Consider the following 21,208-nt stretch of genomic DNA (forward strand, 5'->3'; position numbering starts at 1 on the left):
TTAATTGCCCATCGTCGCTAATGTTTTCGGCGTTGTCAGGTTCTGCATTGTTCTACCGCTTTCCGGCGGCACATACGACAGGCTCTCGCCACTGCGATTGCCCTTCAGGGCGTTGATCTCCTGAGCCAGACGCTGGTAGTGTTGGTTCAGTTCTGTGTCATTCAGGATCGCCAATACTGGTTGCCCACTGTCTTCTTCACCCGTGTTAACGTCGTCTTTCTCACCTCCGGCCAGACTACACAGGTATTTCATCAGCTGTTGCCCTCTGCGAATGATCTTGTTCAGAAAGGTCAGGGCACCGTCGTCTCCACTATCACTGTCACTGGCGGCCAATGCGCCGCTCTCATTCAGTGAGCGCCTGCCGCGTGGTCGGGCGTTTTCTGAAGGCCACTGTGCCTGCGGTACAGAAGTCCCGGGCTCTTGCCCCCGGGTTGAGTTATCCGGTGCTTCGGTGGTGAACGTCATACTCACTTGCGCAAGCACCTCGCCCATGCTGAGCACCCGGTTATTGACGATCAGGCGTTCAACGGTCTCGCCTTCCCTGCTGAAAAAATTCTCTACTCGAAGGCTCTGGGTGGAGTCAGGCTCAGGGCTATTTTCGCTGTTTTTCAGCAGGCTATCATTCGGCAAGACAGTCAGAATAAGATCCCTGCCCGACTTTTGATATTGCAATGTCTGGCAGTCATGGGTATTAATTTCGAGCTGGTCAGCCGTGCCCGTGGCGTTTGCCAGAACCCATTGGTCAGAGTTAGAGAAGTCATCGCCAGAAAAGTAGTAAGTGACGCTCTCTTTATCTATCAGGTACTGATGTCGGAGGATTTTTTTCTGTAACAGTGAATAGCCAGACTCCAGCCGTTGACCGATGAACTGCCTGTCATCCAGAATCCCGTCATCCAGCTCCAGGCTGTCTGGCCAATCATTGGCATAGACGAGGTAAGGGTGCCGCCAAGTGCCTATCCTCACCAGATGTTTGACACCGGATGCCATCATTTTTATGCCGTCAGGCGAGGGGAGATGCTGACTGATGACCAGTTTCTCAACGGCATAACAGTTCAGCGCCCGAATTTTTCTGATTGGCTTGAAGGCCTGGGTTGCCAAAGCAATCTGGCCATTCCGGTAGATGGTTAGAAAACCACTGTCATTTATTGTCATGGCCAGGTGCTGACGTGGGGAGCTGAAAAATTGCCTGACCCTTCTGTGAAAGACCCTGAAACCCTCCGTTAGCCTGATTTCCAGTCCCCCGGATTTCAGGCTCAGGCTGATGGCATCAGAGCCGCCAGCATCAGCAAAATGAACCAGCGTACTCCCGGCCCGTGTTCCCCAGCCGAGAGGCAGGCCCCGGCGAATCCAGGCTGCCAGAAAAAAACGGCCGCCGGTGACCGGAGGCGGCATCAGGCGTGACAAACCGGCTGGACAAGGAACCTGCTCCTGGTCACTGCTGTCAGTGGCATTGCGCTGCTCCAGCGAACGCCAGCTTGCTGCCTGCACATCCGCAAGGCTGACACCAGCCATTCGAATACGGTTAAACGAAGAGGGGGCAAAGAACAGTTTCACGGCGCTATTTTCCCTGCCATTCTCCTTTGAATTCTCCAGCTCCAGACTGACAAGGTTATTGCCGGAGCCGGGGTGGACACTGGCACCGCTGCTTTTGAGGTGGAAAATATCATTGCCCGAATCGCCGAACAGCCCGGCCCCCGGCTTGACAGTACCCGAGATGAAGAACACGTCATCACCTGGCCCGCCATGTACCGGTGCTGTGATATTGCCAAGCCGGTAAGTGCCATCCAGTCGTTTATCAACCGTCAACCTGGAGTAATAGTAATTTCGAAGTTTTTTGCCGCTAAGCAGCCTGGTTCCGTTGTTGCCCGGAGCAATCGTTGTCAGGCGCCAGATATGCCGTTCCAGACTGTTGATAAAGTGCCCGGTGACCAGGCTGCCATCCTTGCGCTCACAATGGGGAACGTGCTGTAAATGGATGCTGAAAAATAAGTGTCCGGCGTCGTTCACATCCAGACGGGTATAATTTCCGGTCAGTCGCCATTCCAGCTTTTCAGGCTGCACCCCGTGCAATACCAGGGTATTCCCGTTGTCCCGGTCAACGATTTGGGTGCCATTGGCCTGCGGGTAAATAACGTAAATATCCGGCCCCAGGTCGCCAGAAAGCAGGTCAGGCCCCAGGTTCGCCACCATTCGGTCAGCTTTCGGGCTGCCATAATGTCGGTTGTATCCAGCCCCCCCAACCGTGGTGGTGATTGAGCTGTTGCCCTTGATGCGGGGAGAGGAAATCCTGAAAATATCATCACCCCCTCCGCCATCGACGGCAAGCCCAGCGAGGGCCGGAATGCTGAAGATATCGCTGCTATCGGGGCCTTTGAAAACCTCAAAGTTGCTGACACTTAACGACCATGTGTTACGGATGCTCCTCGATCCCGGTCGCCTGAGCGTATAAAACAGACGAGCCTGGATGTTTATCTCCTCAGAACAGGGCCGCGAATCCTTTGCAGGGCAAGAGCGCCTCACTGAGCCTGGCACCACAGACAGGTGGAGCCGGACAAATTCCGGGGCAAGGATTGCCCGGCTCAAGTCCAGCGTGTCTTTACCCGGACCACCGTTAAAATGGAAGGGCGTCGGCAGCTTCAGAAGTAAAAGGGTGTCATCACCCCCTCTGCCATGAAACCTGCGCAGCGAACCTCTGGACATATAAACGTTATCTTTATCATCACCGAAAAAGTTGATGCTTCCCTTCCCGGTGTCCTCCAGGATAAAGTTCCGGACCGTTAAACTATTTTTCAGGCCGACAGTCACAGCACGGCTGACGGGCAAGTTAAAGAGCAGCGTATTGGCACCACTTCCTCCGTCCAGGGAGGTGCCTCTCTGCCAGGGCGCATTGACGATGAGCCGGTCATCTCCATCCCCCATGTCCACCTTGTCGAAACCACCTCCGGTGCTGAAAATATCCGTACCATTGGAGCCAAAGTAGGTATCATTTCCCGAAGTCCCCGCCATCTGGTCGATCCCACTGAATACTGTCTGGTGATAACGCCAGTGGCCGGTTCCATCGGTATTCTGCCATCGGGTCTGGGCGATCCCTTCCGTCACATTGACGTCTATCCCATCCAGTTGATAGGTTGAGGTGATAACCTTGACGCCAAGACTTCTGGAGCGTTTCTGCAGAAGCCGGGTACCGTAAATAACAGAAAGACGCTCGTCGTGTACTAACTGATTGTATCCCTCCTTCCCGGCAATAACGGTCGTATTGCCCATGCCGACAATAAACTGGTTATTGCCTCCCATATCCTTTAAACGATCATGACCTCCCATGCCAATTAATACGTTATCCGTAGACGGGTTGCCCGTCAGCTGATCATTACCCGGACTACCCAGTATGATGGGGATGCCAGAGTATGAGTCTGAAGACAAGTCAAGATGAACCGCCGGCAAAATCAGAGAACTGTTGTATGAGGGAGAGGCACGGCATTGGTCACGAAAATAAGTATCAAAACCATAATTCAGCTCCAGCATGGCCAGGGTTTTCGCCATTGGCTGGCCGGGGAACAGGTCGCTCCATTGCTCCGACTCAGTCCATTTTGACATCTGTTTCATGGCCAATGATGTCTGGCGGCCCTGTTGTTTCCTGCGACCGTCCGCATGGGTTTTAACCAGTTTTAAACCCAGTGTGTGCCTTGGCCTTAGAAGGCTCACACCATGCTTCTTAATGGAGGGAGCTGCACCTTCAAAAAGCAGCTGCTGTTGGCCAAGCCCCAGGGTCAGTTTGCGTAGAGAACCATTCTGTGGGGTACAACGGCCAGAGACGAAACCAAACTCAATCACCAGATTGATATGATGACTTTCCTGGCTGCCAATCCGATGCAGACCAGCGCCCAGTTTTTCCCCCTCATTGGCAAGGCGCTGCAGCCTGGTCTTTTTACGCCATTGCTGCCGGGGAAATTCACCTAAAGGTTTTTCCGGGTAACGGTTTAATAATGCCAACATCGCCTCTGTAGAAAAGCGATAGTCATCCACTCGCTTTCTGACCCAGCAATTGGCTTTGTCTAAACGAACAAAACCCCAGAGGGTGGTGTTCCTCAGGCTGGTCAGGGTCTCAGTCATTGACAGGGAAGCATTTTTGCCCGTCACTTCCTCCCAGTAAATACTGGTATTGGCATGTACCTCAAGGCCGGATAAACCGGGAGTGTGAAAATCAAGCTTCATATGCTTATGTGGCATTGAAGGGTCAACAGCCAGGTTCAGGCTCTCGTCAAAGGGATTGATCGTCAGGCTGGCTATCTGATGGTCGCTGCACCCGTGATCAAAAAATCCCCAGCGAATGACCAGCACTGGCCATTTCCCGGTCGGGGGCACCTGACATTTATGGACGTGAATTCGGTGGTGACCTAGATGGCTGCCAGGACGCAGCATGATGGTGTCTGTGTGAGTGCCCGTGTAAACCTCGTGGCTACCCTGAACCTTACCGTCACCCAGCACCACTGTGTTAAAACCGCTGCGTAACCGGATAGAAGTGCTTCCGCCGATGGCCACCACCGTGTCGTTGCCACCCCTCAGATCCACGGTATTGGTACCGTTGGTGACAATGAAAAGGTTATTACCGTGGTCTCCCCAGAGTACGTCATTGCCAGGGGACCCCTGGATGACCTCTACCTCTATCAGCTGCTCCCCCTCCGACTTAAACCGGTTGGCGAGATCCAGCTTAAGACCTTTTTTTCTGCCAAGGTAAGAAACGGTGTCCGTGCCGGGACCTCCATGCACCCGGTTCAAACCATTACCCAGCAGCGCCTGATCATTACCCGGGCCCAGGGCTATCCAGTTAGTCCCGTTGCCATTGCTGGCACTGACAAAGTCATTGCCGCCCCCGGTATGAACCTCATTTTTACCACCCCACAGGTAAATATTGTTGGGCTGGGCCGTCCCTGTCACGGATACACCTTGCGTCGACCCTACTACATTTTCAACATTGGCAATCGACCCTCCGGTTGCCAGCAGCTGTATCACCGTCGCGTAAAAGATGCTGGGGTCATTGGGCCTGGGCCTTTCTCCGCGCTCTCTCAGTCCGGTCTTGCTGAAATAGTAAAGATCCCCATGGGTTTGCAACAGGTAAGCACCCCGTTCCGAAATATACATATGACCCAGTTTTGTAGGGCCAATGTTTATTTTTTCATGCTCGTAATGGACGTGTTTGGACTTGACTCTGCCAACGTAAAAGTAAGTCTGAAGGCCGTAGTGATCAGAAATTCGTTCTACTTTTGTACGCTTTGCGTCATACCCCGTCAGCAAATATTCGGAGGGTAATTGTTTATCTCGGGTGGCACGATGGTAATCCGCTTTTATCGATGACAGTTCGGCAATGTACATTCTGCCCGGGCGCAGGTTTTGTTCCATGCCATCTCGCGGGTTAGCAGAAAAACCGGACTGATAGCCATCGAGGCCGAAGCGGCCTGAAAGGGATGATTCATCCCCTATTTCCTTACCATCCGGCGCGTCGCGGTTAACTCCATGTTTTTTCAGATATTCAGGAAAAAGGTTACCCCAGTGCCAGGTTTGCAGGTTAACCTCGAATAATGTGTCAGATTTCGTCCAGTTAAGGCGATAGTAATGCGTTTTCGGTTTTATGGAGTAGAATAGAGAGTGCCTTAAGTAAGGAATCTTGATCTCGCTTGGCAAAATCAGGGTGTCATTGCCAGGTCCCCCATAAAGAATCCCCTTGCCCAAACCCGGTTCAAGCCGGTCATTTCCTGAACCACCAAACTGCTTTATGTAGCCAAGGTCGTCTATAAGATAGTCATCATCGGGACCTCCGTACTGAATCCTGCCGTTGATAATGGTGTCTCTACCCGGTCCGCCGTAGCCGAGCCCGTCGTTATATGGCAAACGGAGGATGTCGTTACCTCTGCCCCCATAAGCTACCCCTGACTCACCAATCCAGATATCGTCATCACCAGAGTCCCCAAACGCCGTCCCTGATTTTATGATCCGGATAACATCGTTGCCGTCGCCCCCTTCCGCCAGGCCTTTCTCAAGCGTCAACCGGTCATTGCCTGACCCGCCGTACAGCTCCCCCTCGTCGATGATCAGGGTGTCATCGCCACCCAAACCATAAAATATCTTGTAGCCTTTCTCGCCACGCATGTAATCTTCCAGGTTCGACCCCATCTTTGTACGGCGCCGGTTGACCCGGTCGGTAAAGGCAAGGCCTTTTGTGGTACCAGCCAGTGATCTTTTTTGGGTTACCGACAATTCTTCCAGGTTATCCTCATACTGGCTCTGGTGAAGAAACTCCGTGGCATCGGTATGGTACTCAAACCTTGAAAACCCTTTTTTCTCGAAGTCTTTCGCCATGTTGTCCATGTATCGTGCAAAGCCATCGCCTTGCACTATTGCGTCGAACTCCTGCCGGGCATTGTTGGGCGGCATGAATGCCGCGATAACGGTCTGTATGACAGTGAGCAGCTGGCCGACCAGGTCGGCAATCACACCAAACGGTGGAAAAAAGTCCAGCACCATGCCGACAAGATCCAGGGCAATCGAAATCGCATCCAGGGCGATCATCATTTCGTAATAAGTCGCCTGGGCATCGTTGCCAGACGCTCTTGCATCTCTGGCGGACATCTCATTAGAGGTGATGGAAACAACGGCACCTGCAATACCAATGAAACTGCCTCCCACCGGCACCATCCTGGTCACGACCCTTGAGGCTTTTGCCGCCCTGGTGGTGGTCTTCAAGGTCTTGAGACCAGAGCCTGCGGCATCGCTCCCCTTGATCAGACGCTTGCCACTGCTCACCAGCCAGTGGCTGGTCATCGCCAGGCCATAGACAGAGTTGCCAATCTCCAGGCCGGCCCCGGCATAGGCCAGGTTCCGGGTTTCATCAGGCAGTATGTGGCCGTATTTCTTCAGATTCTCAATGGCCTGGATACCACTGGCAAGCCCTACAATGGATTGCCCCGCGCCAACACCGACTTTGATACGCCCGTATGTTTTGCTTCTGTCCAGCTTATCGAGCATGCGGGTAACTTTTCCGGGCCGCTTCTTCGACCCGCCCCCCGGACCGTTGGCATCAAAGCCACTCCCTCCGGGATGATCTTTGCGGGTCTTCAAGCCCTCCATGAACGCCTGGTTTTTAAGCAGCTGCTCTTTTACATACCGGGTATCGTCAGCACTGTAGCCCGAGTCATTGAGCGAACTGACAACACGGTCAATCACCTGCTCTGGCGTCAGCCCCTGCTGCTCTGTCAGTGTTTGCCGGAATAGATCAAGGAACTTCTTGCGAAACACCGGGCTGTCCTGAATATCCTCGGTGGCCACCGCTGCAAAACGCCCTTGTTCCAGCAGCAGGAAGGCGTCTGCCAGTAACCCCTTGTCACCGGCAGTCTGCCTGATATGGTTGAAACGATCACTGACCTCAATGGCATCCAGGTGCCCGCTGATCCGGTCCATCAGGTCCATCGCCGTCCTGACCGGTCCGGAGCCGTTGCACAGCACGCAGTCTGCATCGGGCAGCCGTGTTGCCTGACCGGCTGGCAAACCCGCCTTGTCCAGTTTCTGCAGGGCCTGCCGGAAATGAGATTCGGTCATATCAACGATGCCGGCCATCTGGCCAAAATCAATATCGCTCCTGAGTGCTGTCAGGCTGTCGGCCACATTCTGGCGAATCTCCCCGGCCAGAAGGCGGGATTCAGAGGAGCCCTCCCGGTTCAGCCTGTGGGCCATCCCGATAAAGCTGGTCAGACGTTCCACCAGCCCGGAAAGCGTCAGCTTGCCCTCTTTAACCGTGAACTCGCTGACCAACGACTCAGGCGACAGCTTGTCCATGCCCTCTGGCAATTTGATCCGCTTCTGTTGCAGGGCCAGGAATGTTTTTGTCTGATCCTCCGGTTTCTGTGCCTGGACGGCTTGCAGCAGAGCCAGTGCTGCCGCGGCGGTCAGCGGACTGTCAGCAGCGCCATTGCCCAGCACCAGCGTGCGTTGCGCTGGCATCAGGTAGGAGGCATCGGCGGTGATTGAAGGGTCGGTCAGCACCCGCATCGTCAGGTTGCCAGAGGTCAGTGAAAACGTCCTTTTCCCGGTCAGGTTCAGCAGTCCATTAAGCCGCTGATAAAGCCCGGTAGAGATCTTTTCAGGCAGGGAACCCAGCGCGCTGATCTCTGCTACAAGTAACTTCCCGGCGATGGTTTCGGCCAGACCTGCCGGGATGGCTGACTGCCGGGCATAGTGTAGAAAACTGTCTGCAAACCGCTGGCGGGTGACATCGTCCATCTTGTCAATAACGGCATTGACCTGGCCAGTCATGTCAATGTCTTTCAGTTCCCTGAAAGTCTCATAATGGCGTGCCAGCTGTGACAGGTAAGCCTCAGTGGTTGCAGCGTTTTCACCCGGTTTCAGGGGCTGGCGCAACAGCCTCTTCAGGCCATCCTGTGACTGGGGGGACATGAGCGGGAAAGGATTGCCCGGGCCCGCCGGGGTGATTTTCAGATAGCGCCTGTCACCGTCTGCCATCACCCCATGTCGGGGACTGCTGGCGATGGTTTCAATGGTCTCAGGCTGCCACGGTAAAGCCTGCACAGACCTCTGGACGTCCTGCTGCGGGTGAACAGGCAACTGGAACGACCTTCCGACCTGCTGTCGCAGTTTTACCGCCTTCTGGAATACGGTGTGCACATCTTCATTCATATTGGCCAGCAGGCCAGTGTCAAAACGCTCCCAGCCCAGCCCCCGGGCAACAAAAGCGCAGGCTTTTTCCAATGCGGCGACCATGGATGCCCCCGATCCAATGGGAGGCAAATTAAGATTGTTGATAACTTTGATATCGCTGTCAGGCAATATGGCCGTTACCGCATCGGTCACTCCCAGATGTATCTGGCTGGCTGGCTGCCCGTTGCTCCCCAGAACCTGATCCATCTTCCAGTAGATAAAATGAACCACCAGCGACTTCAGGTAATCGCTGATAACGAGCCTTAGCCCGTAATCTTCGTAAATCACCTTTGCCCGATAGGACAGGAAGTTTGCCGCTGCCGCCCGACTTAACCCGAGCAGGTTAGGGTCGAGCAGGGATTCCATACCGGAGCCGACAGTCCAGAAGGCCTGGTAATCGGCGTCGACCAACTTAGAGGTGGAGGGCAGGGGGCTATAGGAGGCGATGTTATTATCAACGTCGGGATCTGGAATCAGGGGCGCTGAGGATTGTTTATCATTGACGACCTTGTTGAAAAGAGTGCGCTCACTGTCACTGACTTTAATTTCTCCTTTAGAAAGGCTGTCCTTTATTGCCTGAATTCTGGCTTTATCATGAAGCTCCAAATACGCCACTGCCCGGCGGTAATCGGCTTCAGTACCTTCAGCTAACAGCAGGTTATGATAGCCTTCGACCAGTTGCCGGTAGAGGCTTGTGCCTGAAGGATTGTCAGCCACCGGGGTCAGTGCGTATTGACGGGTCAGTCCCAGAGGGCGCGGCTCATGGTCAGGCACTGTCCCGGTGCTGATCCCGAACTGCTGCCGCACCTGCTGGCGCATGGCTGACAGCGATTCATCATCGCCCTCAAGAGCCTTTAACAGACTGGCCCCCACCAGGTCCATCAGGGTTTCCCGGAAAATGAACGGCCTGTTCTTGTCCTTTGTGCCCAGCAATAACAGGACCTGGGCACTGTTTTCCTCATTCACCTTGACACGGCTGTCCACCAACGGCCAGTCAGGCCGGGGGCTGATTCTTATTTTAAAAGGGCCATCATTGGCAATGCCCGCGTCTCTGACGGGTTGCACCAGCGCCTGAAGAAGGTTCGATAGACGTGACTCACCCATCCCCCGGGCAATCAGCTGAATGTCGTTCTGTAATTGCTCTCTGCCAATACGACCCTTCCGTTCCAGCCTGCGATAAGGCTCTATATGAACAACCAGCCTGATCTGCAAAAGACGGTCTGGCCAGCGATCTGGAAGCTCGACGCGAAAGACCTTGCGGTGATCTTCGCTGTGGATCAGGGCGTAACCGGGACCCTGGTCGGAAAAAGCCAGGTCATCCCGGCGACCCAGCGTGAACGTCTTTTGCCCGTCTGTGGTCTGAACCTTGGCCTGGTGACGGCCCAGCCCGGTATCGAGGGTGAAAGCCGGGGGCTCCCAGCCGGGTCCTGGCGGCAATGGCGGATTTTTTTGCAGGAGATCAAGCCATTCATTGGCCCGCAGGGCATTGGTTCGCAACCTGGCCGGGTCTGTGGTTTTCAGATCCTTAAGCCGCCTGTTAAGCCGCCTGTTAAAAAAATACTCCGCCAGTAGCGGCTCAGCGCCGGTCAGGGATGACTTTTTAAACAAATCAACAAGGGTGTCGTCCAGGTTGTTGGCCTGGGGTCGGGACAAAGGCGACAGTGTTCGCTCGATCGCATCCCGGTAATAATCCGAGTCGGAGGTAGGGACCCACTGAAGCTGAGTCCGCAATGCAGCCACAACCTGCGGGTTGTCAGGCGACTCCTGCCTCAACAGCGCCAGCAAACCGGTCAGTTCATCCCCTGCCGGAGCGGACAGGGGGCCGTTCCGGCTTTCAATGGCAATGAGATGCTGGTCACCCAGTTGGCTTACCTTTTGCCGCCCGGTGCTGGTCAGGGCAAGGTTTTTCCGGCTCCCGGCGGTGACCGGTACATTGTCGTAGGAATCCTCACCGAGAGGAAGCTGTCCGGGGCCGGTCCATTGATCGCGCACCGCCTTTGCGTCCGTCAGTACAGACTCTGCACGACTTAACCAGGTCAACAACGACTGTCGTTTGGTCGCCGTGAGGGTGCTGCCCCGTCGGTCTTTCAGGGCATCGCTCAGTACATCCTCAAGGTGCCCGGCAAGATCGTCGATTCCGGCCAGTGCTTTCAGCTCCTTAGCGTCGAGTATGGCCATGACCACATCCGCCGGATCAGCCAGAAGTGCAAGCTGCGAAGTCACCATACCCTCGCTGACCAGCGCACTCCAGGTCACCTGGGTCAATAGTGAGCGGAGGTTTCCCAGTCTCGAACGACCAGCGTCGGGTAACTGGTCAACCCGTTGGTTGCAAAAATACTGAACCCGCTGAAACAGCAGACGGGTTTCCCTGTCCCCTACCAGCTGGTCAAATCCGGACAGCGGCTCGGCAATGGCTTTATAGGCAATCCGGACCTGCTGGCCGGTTTTCACGGTCGTTATCCCGCCTGCTGCAGTGACCACCTGAACAGGCGCGGGGGCAGAGGCTTTGGTCTGGACGGTCAGCAGGTCGAACTGTTTCCGAAGCTGGTTTTCCAGTTGCAGCAGCGTCCGGGTACCGGTGATTTTTTTCCCCTGCAACCAGGTCATGGCGATGGCTGGTGAGTTCGCCTGGTCAGTACTGGCCAGTGCTGCCCGACAGAAATCCTTCAGGACAGAGGCCAGTGCCCCCAGGTAATTACTGGTGGAATGGCGCTGTCCGGCCAGTACCGCCGGATCAACCTGCAACACCACGAGCCGGTTGCCACTCGTGTCCCCGCTGCCTCCGGGGCGATAGGGTATCACCCGGTCAGCGAGAGCCTGTTTGTCGAGTCGGATCACCAGCCTCAGAGGGTTGGGGGGCTTCATACCGGACAGCAGCTTAGTGTCCAGCTCAGTCATACTGGCAGGTTTGATGAAGCTGTCTGGGAACCCCAGGGCGTTGACTAGACGCTGCCCTGCGGAGCTGGCAATAAAGACTCTCAGTTCCGACAGCAGCCGTTCGGCCTGGTTCGCCAGTGACTGACCGGGGCGATAGTCGGCAGTAAGGATCACGGCGATCCTGTCATCCGTGCCCGTCAACGTCCGTAGCTCGGAACTGTCGGCTGACAGCCGGTGATTTTCCCGGCGGGCGGCGGCCAGCTGATCTTCCAGCGGTTCCGCCGGGTTGAGTTTGAACAGCCCGTTTGTATCTGACGCGGCGTTGTCCAGTTTCAAGCCATAAACTGTCTGTCCATGGTCGTTTTTTTCCAGCACCGGGATCAAGGTTTTCCCGCTGCTGTCGTAGGCGGCTAAGAGTCTGTCGCTGGTTTGCAGGCGGATTGCGCGGTAGTGATCGTCATCTTTTGAACTCAGCTGATAAACCTCGCCGCTGGAACGCCTGACGGCCACGGACGTGGTAGTGACCCCCGTGGCCGGAATGACACGCTCAAATCGGGAACCGTCGCTATCGTGGATACTGTCATGGAGCGAAACTTCATCGCCCAGAGGAGTGGCTGTGATATCGCTATCTGAACGGCTAAGCACCTTGTGCAGCTCACCTTTGTAAGTAAGGAACTCAACTGGGTAATAAGGTTTGCCGGTATCGGTGTTACTGATGTCCTTTTTGTCAATGTCCAAAAGGGGGCGATCTGCCAGATTTCCCGCTAGTAGCAGGCGAGTACCGCACCCGCCGACCCCTCGTCGGCAGCGTTTCTGGCCTGACGCATCCGGGCCTTTGATGACGACAACCTTCAGCCCGCTTTCAGAGTGAACCAGCCGGTAGGGCGATGGACCATACCCGGCGGCATCGGTTACCGGGGCTTGCGAGTTGACCGTTGTCTTAAGTGTGCCTATGAAGTTAATCAGTTCCCAATGGTGAGGAGCCTGTTGAGTCAGAACATCCTTCAGTAATTCGACCTGCTGATGAGTGAGCGTCGCTCTGAACAGGTCCCTGTCATCGTTCGACAGTTTCTGATCAAACTCGTGCAGTGCCCTGGCAAAGGTTTCAATATCCGGGTCATCCCGGTGCGTCTGAATGTAGTCGGAGACCCTGTCAAAGCTCAATGAGAGTAATTCAGATTCCCGGAAGAACAGCCGGATCATCGCTTGTCTAAAGTCTTCCTGACTGGCGGGTGGGCCAAACTGACCTTCAATGGCCTCCCGTTTGTTGTCTGCCAGAAGGGAATAGAGGGTATTGGCCCGATTCCGCAGCGCAGGCAGGGAAACCCATTGCTGGGCAGAGTCAAAACCAATGGCGTCGCCCAGTCGCGCCAGTTGCCCGGCCTCCTTTGGCCAGCCAGACTGGAACAGGGCAGCATCAACAGCCTCTACACTCTTGGCCAGAGCCAGGGCATAGAAGCGGTCGACGACTGTGTCAAAGGACTCGAGGGTCAGCGGAGGGTTTTCCTTCATTCCAAGCTCAACGATGACCACCGTATCCCCGACCTGCAAGCGGGATTCCTGCAGGTGAATGTGGGGGTTTAACCGCCAGTGGACAGGTCGCCCCGCACTCAGGTCAAGCGGTTGCTGCTGTTGCAATCGCTGGCGATAGCTTTCCGGTCCCGGGCTGAAAATTTTAATCAGCCGCCCGACATCATCCCGGAAACGGTTGGCTGCCAGCTGGCCGTCCTGCAGGGCTTGCCGGTAGAGTCTGCTGCTGTGGCGCGTATCCAGAAAGGACCCGGGAAACTGGCTACTGTGTGACCCCATCAGCAGCATCGGTTGCGGATCGGGTGATGGGACCTTTTTGTGGGTTACCGGCAACAGCGAGCCAGCATGAAAATGGACCTTGCTGCCATCTTCGGTTGTCAGCGTGCTCTCGCCTGAGAACGATTCCAGACTCTTGATGCGAAACATCGCCGGTGTCTCGGGATTATTACCCTGAATGATCTGCTCATTGATAATGCCGAGCTGGATGTTGGTAAAGGCACGGGCCAGCCGCCTGACATCGGCCTCCGGATTGGTCGAACGATATTGATCCAGTGCCTCCACCACGAAGAAACGCCGCAATTCAGGCAATGAGGAGAAGCGTCTTGAAAACCATGGCCAGTTGGCTGTATCAACTCCGGACATTGCCATTTCAAGAAAGGCGCGGGTCACCTCCTGATCACGGCCCAGCGAGTCCGGTTTTAACGCCAGCTTGAGAGGGGGCGTCAGGGTATCAGACTGATACAGCAGCTCCATACTGCTGCTTTCGAGCGGCAGGGCTGCGTCCAGCAGATAATAGCCATCGGCGTTCCTGGAGACCCGTCGCGTGGTGCCGTGCTCTGACATCAGCCCGGTCCAGAGTGCCCGGTATTTTCCGCCATCCGCCAGGGGCAGCGAGTAGGTGTCGGGCAGCGTGCCGGGCAAGAGTCCGGCCCCGTTGGCAAGGCGGTAATCCAGGGCCGTTCCCAGCAGGTCTTTGATCCTGGCACCCGCTTGCGGGTCCGGGGTACCGGCTAGCTGTCGTGCAAGATCAGTGAGTTTCGCTGCCAGATCGTCAGTGAATGGTTGCAGGCCAACACGGTTGATGTAGTGACTGAGTGTGGTTACGGCACTGTCAGAAAGGTAGGTGTGGACCCAGTCTGCCAGCCTTACCCCCGGAAACAGGGTTTTCCCGGTCAGGTCGTCACTCGACAGTCGGAACAACAACAGGGTAAACAGCGACCTTAACTGGGCATGGGTTGCCTCGTTACCGCCTGAAGCCGGGGCAACAGCGTCCAGGAACCGGGAGGCGGCCTGCAGGCTGGCCAGCAGTCGCTCCCCCTCGGGGCCGTCAGTGACAGCAAACAGGGCAGGGGCCAACGTCTTATCCAGGTTTTCGGAGGCAAGCCTCAGGATGATTCCGGTGTCTGCCTTGCCGGTGATTTTTGTCTGCCAGATTGTCTTCGGGTCTTCAACAAAAGGGGGCAGCCGGAATTCAAAATACCTGTCAAAGTCTAAGTGAAAGCGTTGGTCACTGAGCGGTTGAGGCTGCGTCGAGATAATTTTGTCCACCGCGTAAAAAGTGGCTTCCAGCTTATCCTTGTTGGTGGTCTGATGACTCAGGGAAAGGGGCGGCGTTACCAGTTGCAGACCCGGGTGGAGTCCGGGACCAAGCCATTTCAGGGTAGTCAAAGGGGTATCACCGATTTTTATCGGGCTTTGATACATCAGGGTGTGTGATCCGGTGGGCCTGTGGACTGTGTAAGTTATTTTTTCAAAGATTAACCAGCCCAGTGTGTCGTTTCTTTTTACTGTCTCCGTGTTGGCAAGCTGTTCGTGAAAGGTCCAGACCAAATCCCGGTTTTTAACCGGGCCAGACAGGGTCGAGATCGTTTTATCCAGTGCCTGAAAAGCCGCATCCAGCAAAGGCCGGTGCCTGCTCAGCTCATCCAGGGAGAGCGGGGCTGTTATCAGTTGCAGACCCTGTTGACTGTCGGTATCCAGCCATTTAAGGGTGAATAAAGGTGAATCATTGACGACTGTCGGGCTTCTGGCCAGCAGCCTTTCCGGTATGGCTGGTTTGTCAATGGTGTAGGTCTTTTCAAGGACGATCCTGTCAGATGCACTGTCCTCTTTTGGAGTTAGATTCTCTATGTTGGCAAGTTGCACCAGGGGAGCCAGTCCCATTTGCTGGCGAACCCTTTTTTCAATTTCTTTAACATCCAGGGGGGCAGGCTGACTGCCTCCGTTCAGTTCATAGCCGGATTTAACCAGGGCCGTAAACACTGGAATCAAGCTGGACAAACGGGTTTTTTGACTGGCAGCGGCATCGGGGTTAATCACCACTCTTTTGCCGGTACGTGAGAATGAAACAACGATTTGCTGCTTTCCGGCAACGGCTTTCGGGGCATCAACTGTCAGGATCTGATATTGAGATGCAGCTGCGGGATCGTTCCCGATTCTCTTCAGGTAATCTTTGCCCAGGGGCGTTGCCAGGAAGTCCTGAAGACTATCGACTAATAAAAGATACTCTGTGCCACCATAACGAAAGTAAGCACGGCTCAGTTTTACCGATATTTTCCTGTCAATCTCAAATGCTGTAGTGTCATCGAACGAATCACGGTCATCATAAAACCGGTCAATAGTCCCGACCCATATCATCGTATTGAGTCCGGCAGTTAATGATGCTTTCTTGTCCGTAAGGGCCTGTTGCAGATAAGTGCACCCCTCTTTCCCGATAGCCTGACGCAGAACCAGACCCGCCCGTTCATCGGGCAGATTCCTGTGTGTCTTCACCAGAGCCGAGGCAAAAGTATCCAGGGATACTTTGAGGTGCTGACGATGGTAGTTCCGAACCCGTTCAAAAGCCTCTTTCAGCCTTTGCTGATCATGCTGGGCAGACAACCAGTACAGAACCCGGGCGAAATCCCCGACCGACCCGGGAGCAAACTGCCAGTTGTGATTGATGCTGCCGACGCCATTCAAAAACTGTGTGTACAGGGGGGCTTTCTGCTTTGGAATAGTAGCCAGCACCAGTTCTGTGGTCAGGCCATAACTACGGCCAGTCGTGATTGCCGATAATCCCCAGATCGCCCGCAACTCTCTTTGAGTCTGACCGAGTGCCGCTACTTCGGGATGGTTTAGCAGGGCCGTTGCGAACAGCTTTCCTATAGCGATAGCCTCACGGTTATCAAAAGAGGCGTCTTTTATTCCCACCGTCAGGGTCAGTGGACCGCTATCAAGGTGACTCTGATACAGGTACCTTTCGGAGGTAAGGATTATGATTATTTCCCGACACAAACGACCCAGCGACATTCCGTTCCCGGAAACTGCCTTTCCCGACTCAAGAACCGCTTTAATAAAATCTTCGGCTCCGGAAAACAAGTACAGAAGTCTGTAGAGACTGGCGGGCAGATTGAACCTTGCCAGCTGCTGCCAGCGGGCGACAAGCAGGGCCTCGCTGTCAGTGATTGTCGCGGGAAGCTGGTGATCCCGGCTGGGCACTCGCTGAAGGTTAAAATCCACAGACACGATTTTTTGCAGCTGCGCCAGGGTGTCCCAGGATGATTCTGAGCGCCCGCCGGTCATTGCCCTGAGGTTGGCCGTCAGCAGCAACCGGCCCAGTGTGTCCTGCCCGGCTGAGCCCTTTACTGCCTCCTGATAGTCGAGGAAGGAGCGGGTTACATGCTCCAGCTTTGCCTGGCTGAGTTGACCCAGTCGGTCGAGGATGGACTGTTTTGCCCAGTCCCGGTAATCCCTGGTTCCGATGTCAGAGGTGAGCAGGGATCGGGCTCTTATAAAAAAGATCCCGTCAATGTCCGGATCTGCACCCAGTAAACTCCGGTTCTGAACGAATTTTATTACCGCAGTCGTTGAAGGGTTGGGAGGGGCAAAACCCATCTTTTTGAGTGCAGGCCAGGGTTCACGAACCTCCAGGGTGCCGAGGTAACGGACTCCATCGACGCCACTGTTATGACGAGTGACAGGTTGTCTCAGGGTTCCCGGGGCATCGATATAAACAAACTTCGGTTCTTTGTTTTTGCCTTGCGGTAATTCGGTACAATCATAGTAATTACTCAGGGGTAAAGGCATCCTCCCATGTTCGATACGATAATCCAGGGTGTTGATAAACAGCGATTCTAATCTGGCTTGCAGTCGTTTTTCGGGCGCTGTCCACTGTCTGCCAGTCCCTTCAGTCTCAGATCCCACTCTGGCCAGTTCATTGACCGTTTCCTGCATCAACGAAGCAAAGGCTTGCCAGCTGTAATCCCGGATGGCTGACTTAAGTTGAGCAGCATCCAGATCAGAGATAACAGTCATTAAAAAATCGGCGGTACCCAGTTTCAATAATCCTTCAAGTTGAGTGACCGGTGAGCCTTTAATACCCTGTTTATCTCTTTCAAATTCCCTGGTTGAACTGTCCAGTGCCTGCTTGTATAAATGAGCAGTAAACATGGATTTCAGCAAGTCAGAATTCAGACCCAGTCTTTTTGAGACATCTGAAGCCATATATTGGCTCCACTGAAAAACTTGCCTTAATAAATCACTTCTCCTCGGAGCAATAAGAGTGGCAATATAGGATGTTACATCCCCAATCCCGCTAAGATCGACCCCGATATTCACCTGAACATGGTAAGGTAATGGCTTTCCTTTTAGCTCGGGAGGCAATGAGACTTCAGGATTCATCTTTGAATTAGTGCGTAACCGGTATTTTTCTAAATCATCAGTGGGATTATTGCCAAGTAGCTTGTTATTATACTCTCGAGTGATGTCGTCTACGGTATAACCACTCTTGGGTAAATTCGCTAAAACCTTGACCAAGGTATTGGTGGCACGAAATAGAGCTGAGGATTCATCCATATAATCCGAGAGAGGTTTGGGCCCGGTAATGATTTCAATGATAGAGCGACCCTCATTGTCATCGGTAGATAGAACCAGATCAGGGTAGGTAGGGTTCAAAAGCTTCTCAGCGATATATCTGGTAAACGCAAGCGATTGTCTCGATTCAGTATCTACGGTTATGCTATCAAGCTCTATTTCAAGACCGAGCCGTCCTCCGCGAGTGTCTTCAGGGATAGTTGGAAGTTTTGCATCCTTTAGTGATATCGCGATTTCGCCAACGCCAATGTCATGCAGAATGTTTTTTCGAAGGGTTTCAGAATCGCTGTCGATGCCTTCCAGGCGATTTGCTGCAACAATATACCGGGCAATCAGGCTTGATAACCTGTGATATTGTTCAATACGCATTTTGCCTTCGGTGAAATACTGGCTCGGATCTGGGCACTGAGGTCCTGAACCAGTCGCTGGTAGTGCTGGTACAGTTCCGTATCATTCAGGTTTGCCATCACTGGCCGCTTAGTTTCCGCTAAACCCATTTCAACGTCGCCTTTCTCACCTGCGACCAGGCTGCACAGGTAATTAACCAGCCGTTGCCCCCTGACAATGATACTGTTCAGGTAGGCCAGGGCTCCGTCCTCTCCCTCGTCACTGTCGCCCACGGTTAAGGTACTCTCATTACTGTTGATCACAGCCATGGGGTTCAGGCTGACCTGTCCGCCTTTAAAGTACAGACTGGCCAGCACGTCCGGTTTCACCAGTGCCAGCGTCTGGTTAGTGGCGGTATTGATGATCCTGAGGGTCTGGCTCTCCGATGGAAGAGAGTAGTTGCTGCGGGTGAGGTTGCTCTGCGCCTGCGGGTCACAGCGACTGAACGCCACCTGTTCTGCGGTCAGGTCGGTAAAGAATAGTGCGGTGCTTTTATCACCAGACAACTGTCTTAAATCTGCCTTCGATCCGGACGAAAGAAGGATATAATGCTTGCCATGGTTGTCTATTGTGCGGGCCGGTTTGCAAGCCCGCAGGTCATAGACATCATTGCCAACACCACCGGCCAGGGGACGAGTCCAGTCCAGGATGGCTTGCCACAGGCTGTTATTACCGGGTGCATTCAGTTTTCGGTTGTCACAACGATCGTTCAGGCTCGCCAGCACTTCTGGCCGCGCAGCGGTTTTTCCCGAGGCCCCAAGCAGCAGCAGGTCATGACCGCCTCGCCCCTGGAGTGACCACTGTCGGGCATCGGCGCCAAGGTACAAGACGTTATTTCGGCTATTGCCCCAGAGCCTCGCTGTCCCGTTGCCCACGGTGGACGAGCTGATAACGGCAGGTATAAACGACCATGAATGGTAACCACTGCGGGGTTCTGGCCCGCTCACCTGTACACTGCCCGGCTCCCAGCCCCACTGCCCTGTGCCGGTAAACAGCCCTGTGCCGGTAATAAACACATGACGTCTGATATAGGCGGTATCCAAGGGTTGCAGTATCAGCATGATCCCGTCCATCGCCTGATGCGTGACGATTTTCACTGACTGATCTCGTTGGATGTACAGGGGGTTGCTGGCTGTAGCCTTGATGAATCGAAGGCGCTCCTCCCCGACAAGAAGGCTGCTCACCGTTAATGGAAACACCATCCCCTGGCCAGAGCCCATTACCCGTTCCGCCAGGTCGGATAACGGCAGCTCAAGGTCACTGAACACCAGTATCGTGGGCTGCAGGAGCCGGTCGTTTTGTTTGGCCCAGACCTCCCGAATCTCGATCTCGGCGTCGCCGGTGCTAAACCGGTTCACCAGCCTCAGGTCCTGACCCCGGCGCTCGGCAATGAAGAGGAAGGCCGGTGCATTCAGCTCAATGCGAGTCTGTGTCTGGTCGTCAACGGCGGTTTTTTCTCCAGCAAGGTTTTCTTCAGCCAGGCCGGGGTGAATAATGATTCTGGCGAAAAACGACAAGTCGGGCTCATCCAGTTCAATCACGTCTGACCCGCCCTGGCCCTCCACCAGAACCCCGAACCGCTGTCGGGTACCGTTCTTGACGAAGGCTACCTGGTGCTCGCGGTAGTAAGTGTCCAGCCGCAACGCTTCCAGGCTGATCTGGTCGGCTCCGGGGGTTCCTGACAGCAGCAGGCCCCCAGCCAACACAGCGACCCTGTTAAAGGTTCCCAGAGACTGGTAACCCTTGGGGGTGATCCGGTACAGCGTTTTCTGATCCTGACTATAAACGACTGTAGCCGGTGACCGAAGGAACCAGAAAGTCTTTTTACTGCCCCCCACGGCGTGCCCAATCAGTTGCTGAACACTGTGCTCCCTGTCAGGCAGGCCGAACATCAGTCTCTGTTGACTGGAATGCCGGCCCCGGTAATCTATCCAGGCTGTCTGGGTTGGGGCATAGCCAGGGCGCAGCCTGAGGGCGATCAGTCCAGCGTCGATCCGCACTTTAATGTCCCCTGGCAGGGATCTCACGGCTCTGTTGAAATCCTGCCGGGTCAAAAAGATTCGGTCGTTGGAGGCTTCCCTGGACCCCATCCAACTGAAATCGAGAGCCACCAGGGTCACATGCTGCCGGTTGGCCAGGTACTGGGCCTCCGGTGTCTGGATGCGCCATGCCCGGGCACCGGGTTCCCACTGGTAGCTGCCCCGAAGCCTGACACCAGGCAGGGTGTAACGGCAGGGAGTGGAGATCAGGTCATCGAACACGCTGGGCACTCCGGTCAGCGGAATGCTGTCTGCTTCCCCACAAAAGGGGTGGCCTTTGGCGCCCTGGTCAGGCCGGAGGAAAAACTCGAAAGCTTCCTGTTTGCGGGTGTCCGACAGGGCGAGCAGCTGGCCGTCGTCGTTCACCATGACCTCAAACCGGTCGCGGGTGTTGGCCGCCAGCAGGGTTTCGCCGTCCGGGAAGTACCAGAAGTCCAGTTGCCTGAAAGGGTTCAACAGAGGGTGGTCAGTGATCGCGGTGATCGGTCTCAGCGGCACCAGTCCCACCCTGGCCGAGAACTGCTCCCGGGCCTGTTCCACCCGGCTGCGCAACCGCTGCTTCAGGGCACGGATGAAAAGCCCGGCACTGGCAGTGGTCCAGGTTGTGCCGGGATGTTCATAGGTCACTCTGGTGAAGACCAGGTTGACTATCCAGCCCAGGTTCAGGCTGTCCATCACCAGGCCAGATTGGGGGGTGAACTGGTGCACACTCAGGGTATCGTTCGACTTGGCGACCATCTGCCCGGTGGCTTCGACCTGCCAGTGCTTAAAGGGTCCTGACTCCAGCGACAGGTTTTCGCTGACCACCCGGGTGT

Annotated in this window: 2 protein-coding genes (1 of these 2 running past the window's edge); both read right to left on the minus strand. The window is 54.9% G+C overall.

The genetic code is table 11. From position 1 onward, the window contains the following. Nucleotides 1-18,336 (minus strand): calcium-binding protein, encoded by an 18,336-nt coding sequence (locus P6910_RS09175; protein ID WP_317145971.1) that lies wholly within the window; start codon nucleotides 18,334-18,336, stop codon nucleotides 1-3. Further along, nucleotides 18,300-21,208 carry the end of a hypothetical protein gene (locus tag P6910_RS09180; RefSeq protein WP_317145972.1) on the minus strand. Its footprint extends 7,084 nt past the window's final position, so only the last 2,909 of its 9,993 coding nucleotides appear in the window; its start codon lies off the right edge, out of view — the gene reads right to left on this strand; its stop codon occupies nucleotides 18,300-18,302. The genes P6910_RS09175 and P6910_RS09180 overlap by 37 nt, the downstream gene beginning before the upstream one ends.

Source organism: Endozoicomonas sp. 8E, from assembly GCF_032883915.1.
GTDB lineage: Bacteria > Pseudomonadota > Gammaproteobacteria > Pseudomonadales > Endozoicomonadaceae > Endozoicomonas_A.

What these genes read in the sequence shown, in the direction of transcription:
- P6910_RS09175 (WP_317145971.1), bottom strand. Translation starts at nt 18,336, where the DNA reads ATGCGTATTGAACAATATCACAGGTTATCAAGCCTGATTGCCCGGTAT.